We start from the raw sequence: 20,228 nt of genomic DNA on the forward strand, positions 1-20,228 counted from the left end.
GCACTCGAGGCGGCGGAGCCGCCGTTCGGCTCGGGTCAGGCGCCGGCGAGCCGGTCGGCGGCGTATCCCCCCAGGGTGGCGCGACCCATCACACAGCCGGTGAAGGTGCTGAACTCGCCCGACTCGTCGCGCAGTGCCGCCCAGGCATGGCGGGCGGCGGCCGGGTCGACCCGTTCGAGCAGCGTCGCCGCGTACGCCCTGCCGGCGGGCGACCCGCGGCGCAGCAACCACTCGACCTGCTCGCGGGCCTCCTGCGGGTGGGCGGCGAGGGCCGCCTCGACCCGCTGGTACGCCTCCGTGGCGGGCAGCAGCGTCCCCGCGATGCCCACCCCGCCGAAGGCCACGGTGTCCGCCCCGGCCAGTTCCCGCACGGCGGCGTCCAACTCCCGGGCCCAACCCGGCTTTCCGATCCCCACCATGTCTGCATCCTCTCCCGGTCCCGCCACCGCAAACCCTGCTCGGCGCACCCGGACGACCGGCGTGGCCGACCTGTCCCAGCCGCGTCGGCTCGACGGGGCGAAGGTGGGGTCGGTCCCGCCGGCGTGGGCGGGACCGACCCCACGGTCGGCATCAGGCGGCGGTGACGGTGAGGCCGTCCTTGGCGTCGGCCAGGTCGACCCGGACCGTGTCGCCGTCGCGGATCTGGCCGGCCAGCAGGGCCTTGGCGAGCTGGTCGCCGATGGCCGACTGGACCAGCCGGCGCAGCGGGCGGGCCCCGTAGATCGGGTCGTACCCGTGCGCGGCGAGCCACCCCCGGGCGGCGTCGCTGACGTCCAGCGTCAACCGACGGTCGGCGAGCCGGCGGCGCATCCGGTCGAGCTGGATGTCGACGATGGCCCGCAGGTCGTCACCGCGCAGCGCGGCGAAGACCACGATGTCGTCGAGACGGTTGAGGAACTCCGGCTTGAAGTGCGAGCGGACCACCGCGAGCACCCCTTCGCGGCGCTGCTCCTCGGCCAGCGTCAGGTCACCGATCACCGACGATCCCAGGTTGGAGGTGAGGATCAGGATCGCGTTGCGGAAGTCGACCGTACGCCCCTGACCGTCGGTGAGCCGGCCGTCGTCGAGCACCTGGAGCAGGATGTCGAAGACGTCCGGGTGGGCCTTCTCCACCTCGTCCAGCAGGATCACCGAGTACGGGCGGCGGCGCACCGCCACGGTGAGCTGGCCACCCTCCTCGTAGCCGATGTACCCGGGCGGGGCGCCGACCAGGCGCGCGACGGAGTGCTTCTCGCCGTACTCGCTCATGTCGATGCGGACCATGGCCCGCTCGTCGTCGAAGAGGAACTCGGCGAGTGCCTTGGCCAGCTCGGTCTTGCCGACGCCGGTGGGGCCGAGGAAGAGGAAACTGCCGGTCGGGCGGTCCGGGTCGGCGACGCCGGCCCGCGCCCGGCGGACCGCGTCGGAGACCGCGCCCACCGCCTCGGCCTGGCCGACCACCCGGGCCCGCAGCGACTCCTCCATCCGGAGCAGCTTGGCGGTCTCCCCCTCCAGCAGCCGCCCGGCGGGGATGCCGGTCCAGGAGGCCACCACGGCGGCGATGTCGTCCGCGCCGACCTCCTCCTTGAGCATCGCGCCGTCGGCCTGGAGCCGGGCCAGTTCCTCCTCGGCCCGCGCCAGCTCGGCCTTGAGGGCGGGGATTCGCCCGTAGCGCAGCTCGGCGGCGCGTTCCAGTTCGCCGTCGCGTTCGGCCCGCTCGGCCTCGCCACCGAGCCGTTCCAGCTCCTCCTTGGCGCTGGAGAGCTTGGTGATGTGGTCCTTCTCCAGCTTCCAGCGCTCGGAGAGCGCGGTGAGCTGTTCACGCTTGTCGGCCAGCTCCTTGCGCAGCCGTTCGAGGCGCTCGACGGAGGCGGCGTCCGGCTCCTTGGCCAGCGCCATCTCCTCGATCTCCAGCCGGCGGACCGCCCGCTCGATCTCGTCCACCTCGACCGGCCGGGAGTCGATCTCCATCCGGAGCCGGGACGCGGACTCGTCGACCAGGTCGATCGCCTTGTCCGGCAGGAAGCGGTCGGTGATGTAGCGGTCGGAGAGGGCGGCGGCGGCGACCAGGGCCGCGTCGGTGATGCGGACGCCGTGGTGCACCTCGTAGCGCTCCTTGAGGCCGCGCAGGATGCCGATGGTGTCCTCGATGGTCGGCTCGCCCACCAGCACCGGCTGGAAGCGCCGCTCCAGCGCCGGGTCCTTCTCGATGTGCTCGCGGTACTCGTCGAGGGTGGTCGCGCCGACCATCCGCAGCTCGCCCCGGGCCAGCATCGGCTTGAGCATGTTGCCGGCGTCCATCGAGCCCTCGCCCTTGCCGGCGCCGACGACGGTGTGCAGCTCGTCGAGGAAGGTGATGACCTGCCCGTTCGAGTTTCTGATCTCCTCCAGCACGGACTTCAGCCGTTCCTCGAACTGCCCCCGGTACGTCGCGCCGGCGACCATCGCGCCGAGATCGAGCGAGACGAGCTTCTTGTCCCGCAGCGACTCGGGCACGTCCCCGGCGACGATGCGCTGGGCCAGCCCCTCGACGATCGCGGTCTTGCCGACGCCCGGCTCGCCGATTAGCACCGGGTTGTTCTTGGTCCGCCGGGACAGCACCTGGATCACCCGGCGGATCTCCGAGTCCCGACCGATCACCGGGTCGATCTTGCCGTCGCGGGCGCTGGCGGTCAGGTCGACGCCGTACTTCGCCAGGGCCTGGTAGGTCTGCTCGGGATCGGCGGTGGTGACCCGCCGGTCCCCGCCGCGTACGGTCGGGAAGGCGGCGACCAGCGTCTCCTCGGTGGCTCCGGCGGCCTTCAGCGCGGTCGACACCGCGCCACCCACCCGGGCGAGGCCGGCGAGCAGGTGCTCGGTGGAGGTGTACTCGTCGCCCAGTGGCCGGGCGATCTGTTCGGCGGCGCCGATGGCGTTGACGAACTCGCGGGCCAGGGTGGGCTCGGCGATGCTGGAGCCGCGCGCGGCGGGCAGCGCGTCGACCGCGCGCTGGGCGACCCGGCGCAGCTCGGCGGGATCGGCCCCGACGGCGCGCAGCAGGCCGGCGGCGGTCGAACCCTCGGTGTCCAGCAGGGCCAGCAGCAAATGCCAGGGCTCCACGGTGGCGTGGCCGCGCCGGTTGGCCAGGGCGACGGCACCGGTGATGGTCTCGCGGCTCTTGGTGGTGAGGCGTTCGGTGTTCATGGGCTCCCCCGGATCGGCGTGTCCACTGGTACGGACACTCCCAGAGTTGAGTCTATTCCGCTCAACCCTGGCCATGTGAGCTCAGTCACTCCGAAGGCAGCCGCCTGGCGTGCGGCGTGGGCGCGCGCCTTCGCCCGGTTGCCGCAGCTCGCCATGTCGCACCACCGTCGCTCCCCCGGACGTCGAGGAACAACCACCCACAGTCCAGCCCCGGGCAGGCGCGGACCGAGCGCCACGCCTCGCCGCTGGGCAGATCCTCGGCGGCACGGGCGACGGCGTGCAGCGGAAGGGCCGGGCCAGCGTCGTCCGACAGCCGCCGCTGAGCACCTCCCCGTACGCCGTGAACCAGCTCGGTCGCCCGCACGGCCGACTGCGCCACGCGCGCGACCTCGGCGAACGCGGCTTCGTCGGCCGGGTCGCGCAGGAGCCGGTACAGCGCGTTCCGGAACCGGTACGCCGCCCGCACCACGCCCGTGGCGGTGCGCTTCGGCCCCGGCGACGGGATGCGGGAGATCCGCGTCGACGGCGGCACCGAGCACAACGTCAGCACCGACCTGGCCTCACCCAGCAGGGGAAACGCCGCTCGATCATCTCGACCTCGACCGGTAGCCTGACCCGGGTGCGAGTACGTGTCGAACAGACTGCCCTACCGGGAATCGGCGTACGTCACGACCTGATGACGGAGTCCGGCCGCCGCCTGGGCGTGGTCTCCCACCGCAATGGCCGCCGTGACCTCGTCCTCTACGACCCGGACGACCCCGATTCCTGCCAGCACGACGTCCCGCTGACCGACGACGAGGCGGAGGCGCTCGCCGACATCCTCGGCGCGTCGCTGATGCTCGGCCAGCTCTCCGGGCTGCGCGAGCAGGCAGCCGGGCTGCTCACCGAGCAGATCGCCATCCCGGCCGGCTCGAAGTACGTCAACCGGACGCTGGGCGACACCAAGGCCCGGACCCGCACCAGCGCCTCGATCGTCGCCGTGCTGCGCCAGGGCGAGGTGATCGTCTCGCCCGACCCCACCTTCCGCTTCGCCGCCGGTGACGTGGTGGTCGTGGTCGGCACCCGGCAAGGACTCGACGGCGTCACCGCGATCTTCGCCGACAGCGACCCGGACGGCTGAGGCGCGGATGCACGAAACGACCACACTGCTGATCGAGGTCGGCGCACTGCTGTTCCTGCTGGGCCTGCTCGGGCGGGTCAGCCGCAGGATGGGCGTCTCACCGATCCCGCTCTACCTGCTCGCCGGGCTGGCCTTCGGCCACGGCGGCATCCTGAAACTCAACGCCAGCGAGGAATTCTTCGCCGTCGGCGCCGAGATCGGCGTCATCCTGCTGCTGGTCATGCTCGGCCTCGAGTACAGCGCCAACGAACTGGTCGGCAACCTGCGCGCGGCCGCCCCCGCCGGGCTGATCGACGCCCTGCTCAATGCCCTACCCGGCTTCGGTTTCGCGTTACTGCTCGGCTGGGGCTGGGTGGCCGGCGTGGTGCTCGGTGGCATCACCTGGATCTCGTCCTCCGGTGTGATCGCCAAGGTGCTCAACGACCTCGGCCGGGTGGGTAACCGGGAGACCCCGGTGATCCTGTCGGTGCTGGTCATCGAGGACCTGGCGATGGCGCTCTACCTGCCGTTGGTCACCGCACTGCTGGCCGGGGTCGGGCTGGTCAAGGGCGGCATCGCCCTCGGTATCGCAGTGTTCACCGTGGTCGTCGTGCTGGTCGCCGCCATCCGGTACGGCAATCTCATCTCGACCGCGATGTCGGCCAAGGACGCCGAGGCGTTGCTGCTCGGCGTGCTGGGGCTGACGCTGCTGGTCGCCGGGGTCGCGGCCAAGCTCCAGGTCTCGGCCGCGGTCGGCGCGTTCCTGGTCGGCATCGCGCTCTCCGGGCCGGTGGCACACCACGCCACCGAACTGCTCACCCCGCTGCGGGACCTCTTCGCGGCGGTCTTCTTCGTCTTCTTCGGTCTGGTCACCGACCCCCGGGACATGCCGCCGGTGCTGCTGCCGGCGCTGCTGCTGGCCCTGGTCACCATGGGGACGAAGCTGCTCACCGGCTACCTCGCGGCCCGCCGGGCCGGCATCGCCGAACCCGGACGATGGCGGACCGGCTTCGCGCTGACCCCGCGCGGCGAGTTCTCCATCGTCATCGCCGGGCTCGCGGTCGCCGCCGGCACCGTCGAACCCAAGCTGGCCGCCCTCGCCACGGCGTACGTGCTGATCACGGTGGTGACCGGGCCGATGCTGGCGCGACTGCCCGACATGGCGTGGTTCAAGGCCTGGCTGCGCCGCCGGTCGCTGGCCCCCCGCCCCGAGCCGGTGGTCGTACCGGAATGATCGACCGGCGGGGTCACCCGTACGGCTGACCCCGCCGGCCGTTGCCCAATTGGTTTCGACCGAACCCTTCCGCCCCCGCACCACCTACGACTACCGTTTCGCCCGAGCAAGCCAGAGGCCCCGCGGCTGGCCGGTGCGCCCCGCGGGCGCGAGCGGAAGGTTGCCGGTGAACGCCCAGGATCCGACGTTCCACGGCTTCGCCAACCCCGTCGACCCGTCGCCGGCGGAGTTGCGGGCCTGGGCATACCACCCTGACTCGGTGCCCCTGTCATCGATGCCGCCGGACTGGGACCTGCTCCTCTCCGGTGACCACCTGGTGCTCACCCTCTTCGAACTGGCCATGGACCCGCACTGCCCGGCCCGCCGGTTCGCTCTGCACTGCCTCTACATCTACGCGGCCGACGGCATCCGGACGAACTTCCGCGCCCACCCCCGGCGCCGCTTCCGCAAGCTGGTGGAGCAGGCCGAGCGCGAGGGCGACGAACTGATGCGCAACTGGGCGCACAACAGCCGGGTGCTGCTCGACCGGCCGGGCCTCTTCGACTACCCCGACTGGTGCGAGGGCGGCCTGGTACGGGAGAACCGCCGGCTCGGCTGACCGCCGTACCACTCCCGATGTCGCCGGTCCCTGCCTGGGGTCAGCCGGCGGCGATGCCGCGTACGGCGACGTCGACGGCGCGACGCAGGTGCGCGAGGACGTGGTCGACATCGCCGGTCAGTTGGTCGACCTGCTCGGGTGACTCCACCAGGGTGAGCATGGTGTTGACCACGGCGCCGACCAGTGCGCCCACCATCGCCGCCGCCTCGACCCGGTCAAGCCGGCCGGGAAAAGCCGCCTGCAGGTGGGCCGCGAGCCGCTGCTGGGCGGAGAGCAGGCGTCGCAGCGCCATTCCCTGCACGGCCGGCACGGTGAGGAGCATCCGCAGCCGGATCGGGGCGGCCCGGTCGAAGACCTGCGCGAACCGCCCGCTCCGGTCGAGGATCGTGGCCATCGTCCGGAGCAGCACGTCCGCCGGCTCGTCCTGCGTGCCCCGCTGGTCGATGACGGCGAAGGCCAGGGCGAGCCGCTCCTCGGTGTCGGCGAAGAGGATCTCCTCCTTGCTCGCGAAGTAGCTGAAGAAGGTCCGGGTGGAGACGTCGGCGCCGGCCGCGATGTCGGCGACGGTGGTCGCCTCGTATCCCCGTTCCGCGAAGAGATCCAGCGCCGAGTTGATCAACGCCTGACGGGTCCGCTCCTTCTTGCGTTCGCGCAGCCCCGGTCCGGTCGTCACTCCGACACGATACGACACCCGAAAGATTTCTTCACTCGTTGCAAATTTGCAGTTGATGTGATTTTCTCGGGATATGGAACGCTTCCTGGATCGCCTGGGCCGGGCCACCGCCGCCCACCCCTGGCGCACCCTCGCCCTCTGGCTGATCGGCGCGATCGCCCTGCTCACCGCCGGCCAGACCACGGGCGGGGACTTCGTCAACGACTTCCGCATCCCCGGCGCCGAATCGCAGCAGGCCGCCGACCTCGCCCGGAAGGCCTTTCCCGGGTACGGTGCGGCCAGCGCCGAGATCGTCTGGCACAGCCCCGACGGCGACCTGCGAACCCCCGACCGGCAGGCCGTGATCACGGCGATGACCGCCGCCATCCGGGCCCAGCCGGGGGTCAGCGCGGTGGAGGACCCGCTCGCCGGCCAGGGAGTGGTCAGCCCCGACGGGCGCACCGCGATCGGCACCGTCCGGTACGACCGGGACGTCGGCGACCTCGGACCGCAGGCGTACCACCGGCTCGACACGGCGGCCGGCGCGGCGCGGACCCACGGCGTGCAGGTCACCTTCCGGGGCCTCGTCGTCGACCTGGCGTTCGAACCGGCGACCGGGCCCGCCGAGGCGGTCGGCCTCGGCGTGGCCCTGCTGGTGCTGCTCGTGGCCTTCGGCTCGGCGGTCGCCGCCGGCCTGCCCATCCTGATCGCGCTCGCCGGGCTGGCGGTGGGCACCGCTCTGATGCTCGTCGCCGCCGCGGTGACGGAGATCCCCAGCGCCGCACCGATCGTCGCGGTGATGCTCGGCCTCGGCGCCGGCATCGACTACGCCCTCTTCGTGGTCACCCGGTTCCGCGCCGCCCTGACCGACGGGCTGCCCACCATCGCCGCCGCCGGCCGGGCGGTTGCCACCGCCGGGCACGCCGTCCTCTTCGCCGGCGCGACCGTCGTGGTGGCCATTCTCGGGCTGCTCTTCACCGGCATCCCGTTCGTCGGCGCGATGGGTATCGCCACCGCGCTGACCGTGACCGCGATGATGCTCGCGGCGCTGACCCTCCTACCCGCCCTGCTCGGCCCGCTCGGCCCGCACGTCAACCGCTGGCACCTTCCCCTGCCCGCCCGGCGCGCTGCCCGTACGCCCACCGCCGCTCCGGTCGCGGTGTCCGGGGCGGACGAGGGCCGCGACCCGGACGTCCGGGAGCGGGACAGGCGGTCGACTCCGGGGTCGGGGTCGGCAGGGTGGTGGACACGGTGGGGACGGCACCTGGACCGACACCGGATCGGGTACGGGTTGGGCGCGCTGGCCGTCCTGCTGGGGCTGACCGCGCCGCTGCTGAGCCTGCGGCTCGGCACCCCCGACGACGGCAACCAGCCGCGGCACTGGCCACAACGGCAGGCGTACGACACCGTGCGGCGGGAACTGGGGCCGGGCTGGAACGCCCCGCTCGTGCTGGCGGTCCGGCAACCCACCGACGACTCGCTGGCCCGGCTGGCCGGGGCACTCACCGCCGACCCGGAGGTCGGTCTGGTCACCCCACCCGTACGCAGCACCGACGGCACGCTGGCGTTGCTCACCGTGGTACCCCGGCACGCCCCGCAGGACCAGCAGGTAACCGATCTGGTGCACCGGATCCGGCGTACCCTCGGGCCGGCGGCGCTCGCCCCCGACGGCGCGCAGGTGGCGGTCGGCGGCCACACCGCGTACATGATCGACATGGCCGATGCGGTGGCCCGCCGGCTGCCCTGGGTGGTGCTCGGCGTGGTGTTGGCCGCCAGCCTGCTGCTGGTGGCGATGTTCCGGGCACCGCTGATCGCGCTCAAGGCGGCGCTGATGGCGATGCTCTCCATCGGCGCGGCGTACGGCGTCCTGGTGGCGGTCTTCCAGTGGGGCTGGGGGCTGTCCCTGCTCGGGGTGGACCAGCCGGTACCGATCATGTCGGTGGTGCCGATGCTGCTCTTCGCGATCCTCTTCGGGCTGTCCATGGACTACGAGGTGTTCCTGCTCTCCTCGGTACGGGAGGAGTACCGGCGCACCGGCGACCCGCACCGGGCGGTGATCACCGGACTGGCCGGAACCGGTCGGGTGATCACCGCCGCGGCGACCATCATGGCGGTCGTCTTCATCAGCTTCGCCGCCATCGACGACACACTGGTCAAGATGATCGGTATCGGGCTGGCCACAGCGGTACTGGTGGACGCGACCGTGATCCGGGTGGTCCTGGCGCCGGCGGTGCTCGGCATGCTCAGCCACCGCGCCTGGTGGCCGGACACCACCGGCCCCGCCGGAGCGCCGTCAGGCCGGTGACGCCACGCCCTGCGGTCGGGCCCCCGCTGCCCGAGATCACCGCGTCCCGGCCGCGTCCCAACAGCACGCGGGGCCGGAACCCCCGCCCGACGTCACCGCGTCCCGGCGCGCCCCGACGGCGCGCGGGCCGGGACCCCCCGTGGGTCCCGGCCCGCGCGTCGGCGGATCGTCAGCGTTCCGATCCGCCCTTCCCCCGACGGTCCGCCTCCCTGCGCGCCTGGTCGACGCCGTGGTCGACCTGGTCGGCGAACCTGCCGTTCTTGATCTTGTCAGCGAGGCGCCCCTCGGTGAGCCGGTCGAACTTCTCCCGGGCGTCCTCGGCCACCTTCTCGAGCCGGTCCTCCGCCTGCTGGGCGACCCTCTTCGCCGATTCGGTCATGGCTCCCCCTGCCATCGGAGTCCGGATTGAGCCGGTTGAACCTGATTTTGAGGCTAGCGGAAGCACCCCACCTCCGCGGGAAAACCCACAACCCACTCTCACTCGCGATGATCGACCTCAGGTACGGCAGATGGTGGTGTCCTCGCAACGGGACACCACCATCTGCCGCACAGTAAATTGATCTTGCCCGCCGCCACCGCACCGCACCACGCCGAGTCGTGGGGTGGGCGATGGGCGCAACGCCGTGCGTGGGGCGTGGGTTGGGCGTGGGGCGAGGTCAGCGGTCGGTACGGCGGGGACGCCACACCACCAACGCCGTCGAGGTGCGGTTGGTCGGTACGAGATCACCGCGCGGAAAGCCGCCCAACGTCTCCAGTTCCGCGATCCGGCGGTACGCCGCGTCCAGTTCCGCCTCCAGCCGGGCCACCCGCTGCTGCGCCTGCTCCAGCAGCCGTTCCAGCCCGATGATCCGCTTGACCCCGGCCAGGTTCACGCCCTCGTCCTGACTGAGCCGCTGCACCTCGCGCAGCAGCACCACGTCACGCACGCTGTACCGGCGACCACCCCCGGCCGCCCGGCCGGCCTGCACGAGGCCGAGCCGGTCGTACTGGCGCAGGGTCTGCGGGTGCATTCCCGCCATCCGCGCCGCGACCGAAATCATCAGCACCTTGGCCTCGTAGGCAGGGTCATCCGAACCAACGAACCCGTCCGACATCCCGCTCACCTCCGCAGTCCACACCGGTCAACCAACCCGACGCAGCCGCGCGTCGAGATGTTCCCGAGCCGCCGGCGGCGTCTGCGCCGCGAACGACTCCAGCGCCGCCCGGGCCTCGTCCGACACCGTCGCGGGCACCAGCACGTCGAGCGTGACCAGCAGGTCACCGGCCTGGCCGTCCCTGCGCTGCACGCCCTTGCCGCGAGCCCGCAGCACCCGCCCCGACGGGGTACCCGGCGGCACCCGCAGGGTCACCGCGCTGTCGAGCGTGGGCACCCGCAGGTTCGTGCCGAGGACCGCCTCGGCGAAGGTGATCGGCACGGTCAGGGTCAGATCGTCCCCGCTGCGCCCGAACAGCTCGTCGGGACGGACCTTGACCTGTACGAACAGGTCGCCTGCCGGCCCGCCGCGCTCGCCCGGCTCACCGCGCCCGGCCAGCCGGATCCGCTGGCCGTCGGCCACCCCGGCGGGGAACCGGACATTCAACGTCCGGGTCTTGGTCACCCCGCCGGTGCCCTGGCACTCGGGGCACTTCTCCTCGACCACGGTGCCCACGCCCTGGCAGGTGCGGCACGGCTCGGAGAAGCTGAACGACCCCTGGTTGCGGGTGGTGACCCCGGCACCGTGGCAGGCCGGGCACATCTTCGGGCTGGTGCCGGGCCTGGCCCCGTCACCGTGGCAGGTGTCACAGACTCCGGGGGCACGCAGCGTCAGCGGCAGGGTCACCCCGCGTACCGCGTCGTCGAAGTCCAGCGTGACCTCGGTCTCGACGTCTCGGCCCCGGGCCGGACCCCGGGGGCGCGCCGGACCACCGGCCCCACCACCGGAGAAGATCGAACTGAACAGGTCGGTGAAGCCGCCGCCGCCGAACCGGGTGTCCCCGCCGGCCCCGCCGCCGAACAGGTCGGAGACGTCGAACGGTGCTCCACCGGGTTGACCCGGGCCGCGTGCGCCACGGCGGAACGCGCCCGAGCCGAACAGCGAGCGCATCTCGTCGTACTCGCGGCGCTTGGCGTCGTCGCCGAGCACCGCGTACGCCTCGGAGACGGCCTTGAACCGCTCCTCGGCCCTCGGGTCACCGGGATTGTGGTCCGGGTGGGACTGCCGGGCCAGTTTCCGGTACGCCTTCTTGATCTCGTCCGAGGAGGCGGACTGCTGCACGCCGAGCGTGGCGTAGTAGTCCTTCTCGATCCAGTCCTTGGCACTCACCCGTCCACCCCCTTCGCCGTGTGGCCCGGTCGCCCCGCCCGCCGTGGCACGGCGGGCGGGGCGACCGGATGGTCCCGCACTATTACTCCGGGTCGGCGACCGCGACCAGCGCGGGTCGCAGCAGCCGCTCCCCGAGCAGGTAGCCCCGGCGCATCACCTGGACGCAGGTCGGAGCGTCCACGTCGGCCGAGGTCTGGTGGGCGACCGCCTCGTGCCGGGTCGGGTCGAACGGGTCGCCCTGCTCACCGAAGGCACTGAGCCCGAACTTGCCCAGCGCGGTGGTGAGCTGCTCGGCCACGGTGCCGAACGGGCCGACCAGGTCGCCGTGCTCGCGGGCCCGGTCCAGGTCGTCCAGAATCGGCAGCAGTGCGGCGAGCACCGAACCGGTTGCCTGCTCCTGCACCAGGCCGCGGTCACGGTCCACCCGCTTGCGGTAGTTGGCGTACTCCGCCGACACCCGTTGCAGGTCCCGGGTCCGCTCGTCGAGTTCGGCCCGGAGAGCCTCCAGTTCCGCGCCGAGCGGCGCGACGGCCTCCCCCGCCGGCTGGGCCGGCGCGTCGACCACCGCCGGGCCGGAGACCGAGGCCGCCTCGACCTCGATCTCGTCGACCACGATCTCGCCCTCCTCGACCAGGCCCTCGGCCGGTACGTCCGTCCCGGCATCGGCCGCGGCGGACGTCTCCTCGGTCCTGCCGAGCTTGCGGTTGTTGCGGATGACGACCCGCGGCGCGTCGCCGGCGGTCTGCTCGGCGGGCCCGGAGCCACCCGGCGCCGACCCGGGCTCCACCGGGTCGGCGGCTCGTGGCTTCTCCGTCATGCGACTACCTCGATCCCTGTGCCGTGAGTCCGTGTCCGGGACGGACCGTCACTTCTTGTCCTCGTCCACGATCTCCGCGTCGACCACGTCGTCGGCTCCGCCGGCCTTCGGGCCGCCGGTCGCGCCCGCGCCGGCCGCGCCGGCCGCGCCGGGCTGCTCGCCCTGCTCGGCCTGCTGGGAGTAGAGCAGCGAACCGGCCTGCTGGGAGACCTGGGCGAGCCGCTCGTGGGCCGACTTGATCTTCTCGATGTCCTGACCGCCGAGCGCGCCGCGCAGCTCGCCCAGGGCCTCGTTGATCTGGTCACGGTTCTCGCCGGGCAGCTTGTCGCCACTTTCGGCGAGGAACTTCTCGGTCTGCCACTGCAGCGCCTCGGCCAGGTTGCGGGTTTCCGCCTCGTCGCGCCGGCGCTTGTCCTCCTCGGCGTGCTCCTCGGCGTCCCGGCGCATCCGCTCGATGTCGTCCTTCGGCAGCGAGGAGCCGCCGGTGATCGTCATCTTCTGCTCCTTGCCGGTGCCCAGGTCCTTCGCGTGCACGTTCACGATGCCGTTGGCGTCGATGTCGAACGTGACCTCGATCTGCGGGACGCCGCGCGGCGCCGGCGGGAGGCCGGTCAGCTCGAAGGTGCCGAGCTTCTTGTTGTACGCGGCGATCTCCCGCTCACCCTGGAAGACCTGGATCAGCACGGACGGCTGGTTGTCGTCGGCCGTGGTGAAGACCTCGGAGCGCTTGGTCGGGATGGTGGTGTTGCGCTCGATCAGCTTGGTGAAGATGCCGCCCTTGGTCTCGATGCCCAGGCTCAGCGGGGTCACGTCGAGCAGCAGGACGTCCTTGACCTCGCCCTTGAGCACACCGGCCTGCAGGGCGGCGCCGACGGCGACGACCTCGTCCGGGTTGACGCCCTTGTTGGGCTCCTTGCCGGTGAGCTGCTTGACCAGGTCGGTCACGGCCGGCATCCGGGTCGAGCCGCCGACGAGGATGACGTGGTCGACGTCGGAGATCTTGATCCCGGCGTCCTTCACGGCCTGCTCGAAGGGGCCCTTGCAGCGGTCCAGCAGGTCCTGCGTCATCCGCTGGAACTCGGCGCGGCTGAGCGTCACGTCCAGGTGCAGCGGGCCGGCCGCCCCGGCGGTGATGTACGGCAGGTTGATGTTGGTGGTGGTGGCCGCCGACAGCTCGATCTTGGCCTTCTCGGCGGCCTCACGGAGCCGCTGCAGGGCCATCTTGTCCTGCGACAGGTCGATGCCGTGCTCGCCCCGGAAGGTCTTCACCAGGTGGTCGATGATCCGCTGGTCCCAGTCGTCACCGCCGAGGTGGTTGTCACCGGAGGTGGACTTGACCTCGATGACGCCCTCGGCCAGCTCCAGCAGCGACACGTCGAAGGTGCCGCCACCGAGGTCGAACACCAGGACGGTCTGCTCCTTGGAGCCCTTGTCCAGCCCGTACGCCAGGGCGGCCGCGGTCGGCTCGTTGACGATCCGCAGCACGTTGAAACCGGCGATCTCACCGGCCTCCTTGGTGGCCTGGCGCTGGCCGTCGTTGAAGTAGGCGGGGACGGTGATCACCGCGTCGGTGATCTGCTCGCCCAGGTACGCTTCGGCGTCGCGCTTGAGCTTCATCAGCGTCCGCGCCGAGATCTCCTGCGGGGTGTACTTCTTGCCGTCGATGTCGACGGTCCAGTTGGTGCCGATCTCCCGCTTGACCGAGCGGATCGTCCGGTCCGGGTTGGTCACCGCCTGACGCTTGGCGACCTCACCGACGAGCACCTCGCCGTTGCGGGCGAACGCGACGATCGACGGGGTCGTCCGCGAGCCCTCAGCGTTGGCGATGACGGTGGGCTCACCGCCCTCGAGAACGCTGACGCAGGAGTTCGTCGTGCCGAGGTCGATACCGACCGCACGTGCCATCTTCGCTTCCTCGCTTCGTAACGATGAGCAGGTCGCAGGGCCTGCCCGGCGGGCCGCCCGCAGCGACCACACCACAAGTTGAGTGAACCTGGCTCAATAGTGCCACGCCTCCCGCAAATCGCAAGTTGGGGTTGAGTCGACCCGACGCAACCCGACCGTTATTACCGTCTGGTTGTCTTCCTTAGCGTCGGTCGGGCACGCTTTAGCGGTGACGACGAAAGGCGATCCCGCCACCCGGTCCGGCGCGCCCGCTGTCGCCGCCCGCACCGGATCGCCGGGCGCCGCGCAGGACGGGTCGGACACCGCCGGAGACGCCCTTCCGGCAGCACTGGCCGAACTGCGGGCCGCGATCGGTGCGGCCCGGTTCCCGCTCGCCCTGCCCTCGACCGAGCCGGCCCGGCGTACCGCCACCGCGCTGGCCGACCAGATCGACGACTACCTGCTGCCCCGCCTCGTCCGACTCGACGCGCCGCTGCTGGTGGTCGTCGGCGGCTCCACCGGAGCCGGCAAGTCGACCCTGGTCAACAGCCTGGTGAAGGCGCGGGTGAGCGCCGCCGGGGTGCTGCGCCCCACCACCCGCTCCCCGGTGCTGGTCTGCAACCCCGCCGACTCCTCCTGGTTCCGGCAGGGCCAGCTGTTGCCCGGCCTGACCCGCACCAACGAGCCCAGCGAGGACCCGGGCACCCTGCAACTGGTCAACGCCCCCGCGCTCCCACCCGGGCTGGCCTTCCTCGACGCGCCCGACATCGACTCGGTGGTCGACGCCAACCGGGCCCTGGCCGGCCAACTGCTGGCCGCCGCCGACCTTTGGCTCTTCGTCACCACCGCCGCCCGGTACGCCGACGCCGTTCCCTGGGAACTGCTGCGCAGCGCCCGCTCCCGGGGCGCCGCGATCGCCCTGGTGCTCGACCGGGTGCCGCCGGAGGCCATCGACGAGGTCACCGCCCACCTGTCGGAGATGCTCGCCGCCCAGCAGCTCGACACCGCGCCGCTGTTCGTCCTGCCCGAGACCTGGGTCGACGGCCAGGGCCTGCTGCCCGAACGGGTCACCGCGCCGTTGGGCGACTGGTTCGCCGGGCTGGCCGCCGACGCCGAGGCCCGGGCCGCCGTGGTCCGGCAGACCCTGGACGGCGCGCTCGCCTCGCTGCACCCCACCGTCGAGGCGCTGGCCGAGGCCGCCGACGAGCAGACCGCCGCCGCCGACGCGCTCGACGAACGGGTCCGGGCGGCGTACCGGGCGGCGGAACGGACGGTCGAGGCCGGCCTCAAGGACGGCCGGCTGCTCCGCGGTGAGGTGCTGGCCCGCTGGCAGGAGTTCGTCGGCACCGGCGAGTTCTTCCGGACGGTGGAGGCACGCATCAGCCGGTTGCGCGACCGGCTCGTCGCCGCGGTCACCGGGCGACCCGCCACGCCCGCCACCGAGCTGCGGGACGCCATCGAGTCGCAGCTGGTCACCCTGCTGCGCGCGGTCGCCGCAGAGGCCGCGGAGAGCGCGTACACCAGCTGGAAGGCGCACCCGGCGGGGGCGGCACTGCTCGCGCCGGAGCTGGCCCATCCCTCCCCTGACCTGCCGGAACGGGCCGAACGGCTGGTCCGGGACTGGCAACGCGGCGTGCTGGAGCTGGTACGGACGGAGGGCAGTGACAAACGGTTCGTGGCCCGCACGGCCGCGTACGCGGTCAACGCCACCGGTCTCGCTGTCATGATCGCGGTGTTCGCCTCGACGGCGTTCATCCCGACCGGGCTGGAGGTGGCCACCGGGGCGGGCACCACCGTCGCCGCGCAGGGCGTGCTCCAGGCCATCTTCGGCGACCAGGCCGTGCGTACCCTGGCCAACAAGGCCCGGGCCGACCTGCTGGACCGGGTACGGACGCTGCTGGACGACGAGGCCACGCGCTACCTGGCGCGTACCGAACAGGCCCGTCCCGGCGCGGACACCGGCGCGGAGCTGCGTCGGGCCGCCGACCGGGTCGAGGCGGCCCGACACGACAGCGGCCTCGGCGACGGAGAACCGACCGCCCTGCCCGTGAGGGACCGCCGGTGACGGGCATCACCGGCCGGCTCCGTGAGATGTTCCGGGGCGACCAACTGGTCGACGCCGACGCCCTGGTCACCCGCCTCGACGCGGTCCGCCGGTTCCTCGGCGCGGTGGACGGGCAGGTCCCCGACTCCCGGCTCGTCGCCGCGCACACCCTGGTCGAACGGGCCGGCACCCGACTGTCGCTGTCCCGGGACCACACCGTGGTGGCCCTCGCCGGTGCCACCGGCAGCGGCAAGTCCAGCCTGTTCAACGCCCTGGCCCGGCTGGAACTCTCCCCGGTCGGGGTGCGGCGGCCCACCACCGGGGTCGCGCACGCCTGCGTGTGGGGGCCGCTCGACGGCGCGAACCGGCTGCTCGACTGGGTCGGCGTACTGCCCCGGCACCGGTTCGTCCGGGAGAGCGCGCTCGACGGCGACGACGAGTCTGCCCTGCACGGGCTGGTCCTGCTGGACCTGCCCGACTTCGACTCGGTGCAGCGATCCCATCGGCTGGAGGTGGACCGGCTGCTCGGCCTGGTCGACCTGGTGGTGTGGGTGGTCGACCCACAGAAGTACGCCGACCGGGTGATTCACACCAGTTACCTGCGTGAGTTCCACCGGCACCGGGACGTCACCCTGGTCGTGCTCAACCAGGCCGACCGGCTGCCCCCGGCGGAGCTGCCCCGGGTCGTCGACGACCTGCGCCGCCTCCTCGACGCCGACGGGCTCGCGGGGGTGCCGCTGCTGACCACGTACGCGGTGAACCCGGCGGGCATCATCGGGCTCCGGCAGGCACTGGAGCGTACGGTCGCCGAGCGGCAGGCCGCGCTGCGCCGCCTCGCCGGTGACGTGGACTCGGTCGTCACTGCCATGGGCGAGTTGGTCGGGGCGGAACCGCCGGTGGACGCACCGGACCGGGCGACCGTGGGCGCGCTGGACCGGGCCCTGGCCGGGGCGGCGGGGGTGCCGACGGTGGCGGACGCGGTCGAGAGGGCGTACCGGCACCGGGCCGCCGCCGCGACCGGCTGGCCGGTGGTGCGGGGCTGGCGGAAGCTCCGGCCGGACCCGCTGCGCCGGCTGCACCTGCCCGGCCCGCCGGCGGACGCCGACCGGCCGGCGGAGAGCCTCGTCGCGGCCACCTCGGTGCCCGACCCGACGGCCGCGCAGCGCTCCGCCCTCGGATTGGCCGTCCGGCAGGTCGCCGACCGCTGCGGGGACGGCCTGCCCGCACCCTGGCCGGAGGCGGTCACCGCAGCCGCCCGCTCCCGCCTCGGCGACCTGCCGGACGCGCTGGACCGCGCGGTGGCCGGCACCGACCTGGGCATGGACCGCCGGCCGCTGTGGTGGCGACTCGTCGGCGGCCTCCAGTGGCTGGTGACCCTGGCCGCGGTGGCCGGGCTCGGTTGGCTGGTGCTCGGGTACGCGCTGCGCGCCCTCGGGCTACCGGCGCTGGACACCCCGATGGTGGGCGAGGTGCCGCTGCCCACGCTGCTGCTCCTGGGCGGTCTGCTCGCCGGGCTGCTGGTGGCGGCGCTGACCCGACCGGTGGTGCGTTGGGCGGCCCGCCGCGCCCGGCGGCGGGCCGAGGACCGGCTGGCGGCGGCGGTGGCCACGGTCGGAGCGGCGCTCGTGGTCGCACCGGTCCGGGTCGTCCTGGACCGGTACGGGCAGGCCCGCGCGGCCCTGCGGGACGCCGGCCGCTGACGACGGGGACGCCGGAGCGCCGGTCGGCGTAGGGTCGGTCCATGGCCACGCCACAGACCCCCTACGAGGCGGTGCTGCACGCCGCCCGCGACGTGACCCGCCTGGACTGCGCCCTCGACGCCGAGATGCTCGGCACCGCCCTGCTGGGCAGCGTCTACGCGATCGCGGAAACCGACCGGGAACGGGCGGTGCGTGAGTTCGTCGCCGGTTTCCTGACCGCCACGGCCCGGCGGCGCACCGCCGCCGCGACCACCATCCGGTCGGTCTTCGCCGCGCTGGTGCCCGACGCGGAGGGCGCGGCGAAGGTGCGCCCCGGCACCCGCGCCCCGGCCTGGTCGGGTCAGCTCGGCCGGGTCCACCTCACCGGCACCTGGTCGTACGGGGACGTGTACGGCGACCAGACCTCCTACCTGGCCACCTTCGCGTACGACGACGCGGCGGGCGGCCCCGAGCACGCGCTGGTGGCGCTGGTCGACCACAACATCGGCATCACCAAGGACGTCTTCGTCGGCGGTCCCGCCGAGCGGATCCTGGACCAGGTCCGGCAGATGTGCGCCGCCGACGAGCTGACCTGGTTCCGGGAGGAGGACCCGGCCCGGATGCACGGCGAGGTGAGCCGCCACCTCGCGGTCACCGACGACCTCGGGAAGCTCCCCACCGACGGTTCGCTCGCCACCGACCGGGCGCTGGTCGGGGCACGGCTGGCGCTGCTGCCGGGCGCACCCGTCGACACCGCCGGCCGGGACGCCGAGCCGCTCACCGGTGACGAGCGGGCGGACCTCGTCCGCGCCTTCCTCACCTCCCCGGAGGCAGCCCGGTTCGGGCTGGGCACCCTCGACGGCGACGCCGAGTTGGCCTCGCTGCACTTCTGCCTGGGCCTGATCTTCGATCACGCGGCGACCTTCCCGGACGCCGACCCGCTGCGCTGGAGCCCGGCCGTGGCCGGCCTGTTCCTGCTGGACTGGGTGCACCGGCGGGCCGTGCTGGACATGGACGACGCGGCGATGCTGCCCCGGGTGCTGCGGGCCTGGGCGGAGTACGCGGCGCGGCGGCGCGGGCTGCCGGAGCCGGCGGCCACCCGGACCGACGAGATGATCGAGGAGTTGGTGCCGGAGTTCGCCCGGCTCTACCAGACCGGTGAGCGGCGCAGCCCCGCCACGGCGGCGGTGGCCCGGTTGATGGCCGACGGCGTCGACCCGGACGACCCGGCCGCCCTGGACGCCTGGTTCCAGGCCAACCGCCACCATCTCACCGACGACACCCCCTGACCACCGGCGTCGTCCACGCTCACAGTCAGGCGAGGGTGGCGTAGACAGCCCCGGCCACCAGCGCGCCGACCACCCCACCCACCACGACCTGCGGCACCGTGTGGTCCCGCAGCCGCAGCCGGGACCAGCCGGTCACGACCGGCAACGGCGCGACGGCCAGCAGCCCGGGGCCGAAGGTCAGCACCAGGACCACCGCGGTGCCGGCCGCCACGGCGGTATGGATCGACATCTTCCACCAGTGACTGACGGTCACCGCCACCCCCAGGCCGACCACTCCGGCTGTGATCAGGGCGAGGATCGGGCGCGGGGCACCGAGGGCGGCGAGCACCGCCAGTCCGGCCGCCGCCGAGGCCAGACCGAACAGCAGCGGCACCCGCCGCTGCTCCCGTACCCGGACGTGGTGGTCGGTTAGCCGCCCGCGCCGAACCCCGCCGAGGATGTACGCGAACGGGATGCCGCTGGCGAAGAGGGTGGCGAGCAGTCCCCAGGCCAGTCCGTGCACGCCCGCCGCGTGCCAGCCCACCAGCACGGTCAGGAGGCTCACCAGCACGGCCGGCGCGGTCAGCTCGGTGACCAGCCGGGCCAGCCGGGTCGCCCGTCCCGGGGACGCGACGACCGGGCCGGTGCCGCCACCCGTCCCGTCGACCCCGCTCAGCGCCTCGTCCCCGATCCGTGCCGGCCGACCGCTGGTGGGCCGGCTCCGCCCGCCGACGTACGGCCCGTCAGCCTGCGTCGTTGGTCACCGTACCGGCCGGGCCGAGGCTGTCGTGGGCGGTCGCGGTGGGTTCCGCCGGACGCTGCGGAGCGGGGCCGTGGCTGGCCGGCGGGGTGGCTGGGAATCGGACCGTGGGGACCGGCCGGCGAGTCGACCGCAGGTCGCCGGCGCGGGGACCTGCGGTCCGTGCGCGGCCCACGTCGGCGGCGGTGCCGCGCGGCCCAGCCGCGGCGCTGGGCGCCGGCCGCGGGGTGCGGGCGGGCGACGCGGTCGCGGTCGGCTCGGGACCGGGAGTCGGTCCGGGGCCGGGCTCCGCTGTCGCGGTCGGTCTCGGACCGGGGGCGGGTTCCGGCGCGCTGGTCGGCTCCGGGGTGGCGGTGGGTGTTGGCTCCGCCGGCGGTTCGGAGAGTGTGCTGGTCGGCTCGGCGGTGGGGGGTGGCCCCTGGC

At 73.2% G+C, this 20,228-nt stretch carries 18 protein-coding genes and 1 pseudogene; 8 read left to right on the forward strand and 11 right to left on the reverse strand.

All coding sequences use genetic code 11. The features are described from left to right. Positions 1-35: 35 nt before the first annotated feature. The 4 genes from E1166_RS20425 to E1166_RS32180 form a co-directional block, all read right to left on the reverse strand. Complete coding sequence (locus tag E1166_RS20425) at positions 36-419, reverse strand: hypothetical protein (RefSeq protein WP_132341057.1); 384 nt, start codon at positions 417-419, stop codon at positions 36-38. 151 nt (positions 420-570) lie between these two features. Then, on the reverse strand, positions 571-3,162 hold the full coding sequence (gene clpB / locus E1166_RS20430) for an ATP-dependent chaperone ClpB (protein WP_132341059.1): 2,592 nt from the start codon (positions 3,160-3,162) through the stop codon (positions 571-573). After that, positions 3,159-3,317: a hypothetical protein gene (locus E1166_RS32175; protein ID WP_243710451.1), complete on the reverse strand. Its 159-nt coding sequence runs from the start codon at positions 3,315-3,317 to the stop codon at positions 3,159-3,161. Before E1166_RS32175 ends, clpB begins: the two co-directional genes overlap by 4 nt. After that, positions 3,248-3,694, reverse strand: coding sequence for a hypothetical protein (locus tag E1166_RS32180; protein ID WP_243710453.1), 447 nt, complete (start codon positions 3,692-3,694; stop codon positions 3,248-3,250). Before E1166_RS32180 ends, E1166_RS32175 begins: the two co-directional genes overlap by 70 nt. An 87-nt stretch (positions 3,695-3,781) precedes the next feature. Here E1166_RS32180 and E1166_RS20440 point away from each other — a divergent pair, with 87 nt between their 5' ends. The 3 genes from E1166_RS20440 to E1166_RS20450 all read left to right on the forward strand — a co-directional run bounded on the left by E1166_RS20440 (position 3,782) and on the right by E1166_RS20450 (position 6,093). Next, the gene (locus tag E1166_RS20440) at positions 3,782-4,282 is read left to right on the forward strand and encodes a cation:proton antiporter regulatory subunit (protein WP_132341061.1); all 501 of its coding nucleotides are present in this window, start codon (positions 3,782-3,784) and stop codon (positions 4,280-4,282) included. A 7-nt stretch (positions 4,283-4,289) separates the two neighbouring features. Further along, positions 4,290-5,495 (forward strand): cation:proton antiporter, encoded by a 1,206-nt coding sequence (locus tag E1166_RS20445; protein WP_132270181.1) that lies wholly within the window; start codon positions 4,290-4,292, stop codon positions 5,493-5,495. A 166-nt stretch (positions 5,496-5,661) separates the two neighbouring features. After that, positions 5,662-6,093 carry a hypothetical protein gene (locus E1166_RS20450; protein WP_132341063.1) on the forward strand — a complete coding sequence of 144 codons (432 nt, stop codon included), beginning with the start codon at positions 5,662-5,664 and terminating at the stop codon, positions 6,091-6,093. 40 nt (positions 6,094-6,133) lie between these two features. Here the strand turns inward: E1166_RS20450 and E1166_RS20455 are convergent, their stop codons facing one another. Beyond that, complete coding sequence (locus tag E1166_RS20455; RefSeq protein WP_165944392.1) at positions 6,134-6,766, reverse strand: TetR/AcrR family transcriptional regulator; 633 nt, start codon at positions 6,764-6,766, stop codon at positions 6,134-6,136. Between the two features lie 73 nt (positions 6,767-6,839). Between E1166_RS20455 and E1166_RS20460 the strand changes: the two genes are divergently transcribed. Next, positions 6,840-9,050: an MMPL family transporter gene (locus E1166_RS20460; protein WP_132341067.1), complete on the forward strand. Its 2,211-nt coding sequence runs from the start codon at positions 6,840-6,842 to the stop codon at positions 9,048-9,050. A 169-nt stretch (positions 9,051-9,219) separates the two neighbouring features. Here the strand turns inward: E1166_RS20460 and E1166_RS20465 are convergent, their stop codons facing one another. From E1166_RS20465 to dnaK, 5 genes are all read right to left on the reverse strand, one after another. Beyond that, the gene (locus E1166_RS20465; RefSeq protein ID WP_132341069.1) at positions 9,220-9,429 is read right to left on the reverse strand and encodes a hypothetical protein; all 210 of its coding nucleotides are present in this window, start codon (positions 9,427-9,429) and stop codon (positions 9,220-9,222) included. Between the two features lie 277 nt (positions 9,430-9,706). Next, entirely contained in the window at positions 9,707-10,144 is a 438-nt protein-coding gene (locus E1166_RS20470) for a MerR family transcriptional regulator (protein WP_132270081.1), read from the reverse strand. Between the two features lie 27 nt (positions 10,145-10,171). Continuing rightward, positions 10,172-11,353, reverse strand: coding sequence for a molecular chaperone DnaJ (dnaJ, locus tag E1166_RS20475; protein WP_132341071.1), 1,182 nt, complete (start codon positions 11,351-11,353; stop codon positions 10,172-10,174). A gap of 82 nt (positions 11,354-11,435) precedes the next feature. Beyond that, a complete protein-coding gene (gene grpE / locus E1166_RS20480; RefSeq protein ID WP_132270076.1) occupies positions 11,436-12,170 on the reverse strand; it encodes a nucleotide exchange factor GrpE in 735 nt (244 codons plus the stop codon). 48 nt (positions 12,171-12,218) lie between these two features. Then, positions 12,219-14,075 carry a molecular chaperone DnaK gene (gene dnaK, locus E1166_RS20485; protein WP_132341073.1) on the reverse strand — a complete coding sequence of 619 codons (1,857 nt, stop codon included), beginning with the start codon at positions 14,073-14,075 and terminating at the stop codon, positions 12,219-12,221. 208 nt (positions 14,076-14,283) lie between these two features. On the opposite strand from dnaK, the gene E1166_RS20490 reads away from it, so the two are divergent. The 3 genes from E1166_RS20490 to E1166_RS20500 are packed head-to-tail and all read left to right on the forward strand — an operon-like array spanning position 14,284 to position 19,066. After that, positions 14,284-16,119, forward strand: a complete 1,836-nt coding sequence (locus tag E1166_RS20490) for a GTPase domain-containing protein (RefSeq protein ID WP_132341075.1) — start codon at positions 14,284-14,286, stop codon at positions 16,117-16,119. 26 nt (positions 16,120-16,145) lie between these two features. Further along, on the forward strand, positions 16,146-17,798 hold the full coding sequence (locus E1166_RS20495; protein WP_132341081.1) for a GTPase: 1,653 nt from the start codon (positions 16,146-16,148) through the stop codon (positions 17,796-17,798). A gap of 41 nt (positions 17,799-17,839) precedes the next feature. Further along, positions 17,840-19,066 (forward strand): hypothetical protein, encoded by a 1,227-nt coding sequence (locus tag E1166_RS20500; protein WP_132341077.1) that lies wholly within the window; start codon positions 17,840-17,842, stop codon positions 19,064-19,066. Positions 19,067-19,091: 25 nt separating this feature from the next. On the opposite strand, the gene E1166_RS20505 is transcribed toward E1166_RS20500, so the two are convergent. Next, positions 19,092-19,616: a phosphoesterase PA-phosphatase gene (locus E1166_RS20505; protein ID WP_243710452.1), complete on the reverse strand. Its 525-nt coding sequence runs from the start codon at positions 19,614-19,616 to the stop codon at positions 19,092-19,094. 374 nt (positions 19,617-19,990) lie between these two features. On the opposite strand from E1166_RS20505, the pseudogene E1166_RS31590 reads away from it, so the two are divergent. Next, a pseudogene (locus tag E1166_RS31590) lies at positions 19,991-20,228 on the forward strand (hypothetical protein); the annotation flags it as partial.

This window comes from Micromonospora sp. KC213 (assembly GCF_004348325.1).
Taxonomy (GTDB): Bacteria; Actinomycetota; Actinomycetes; order Mycobacteriales; family Micromonosporaceae; genus Micromonospora.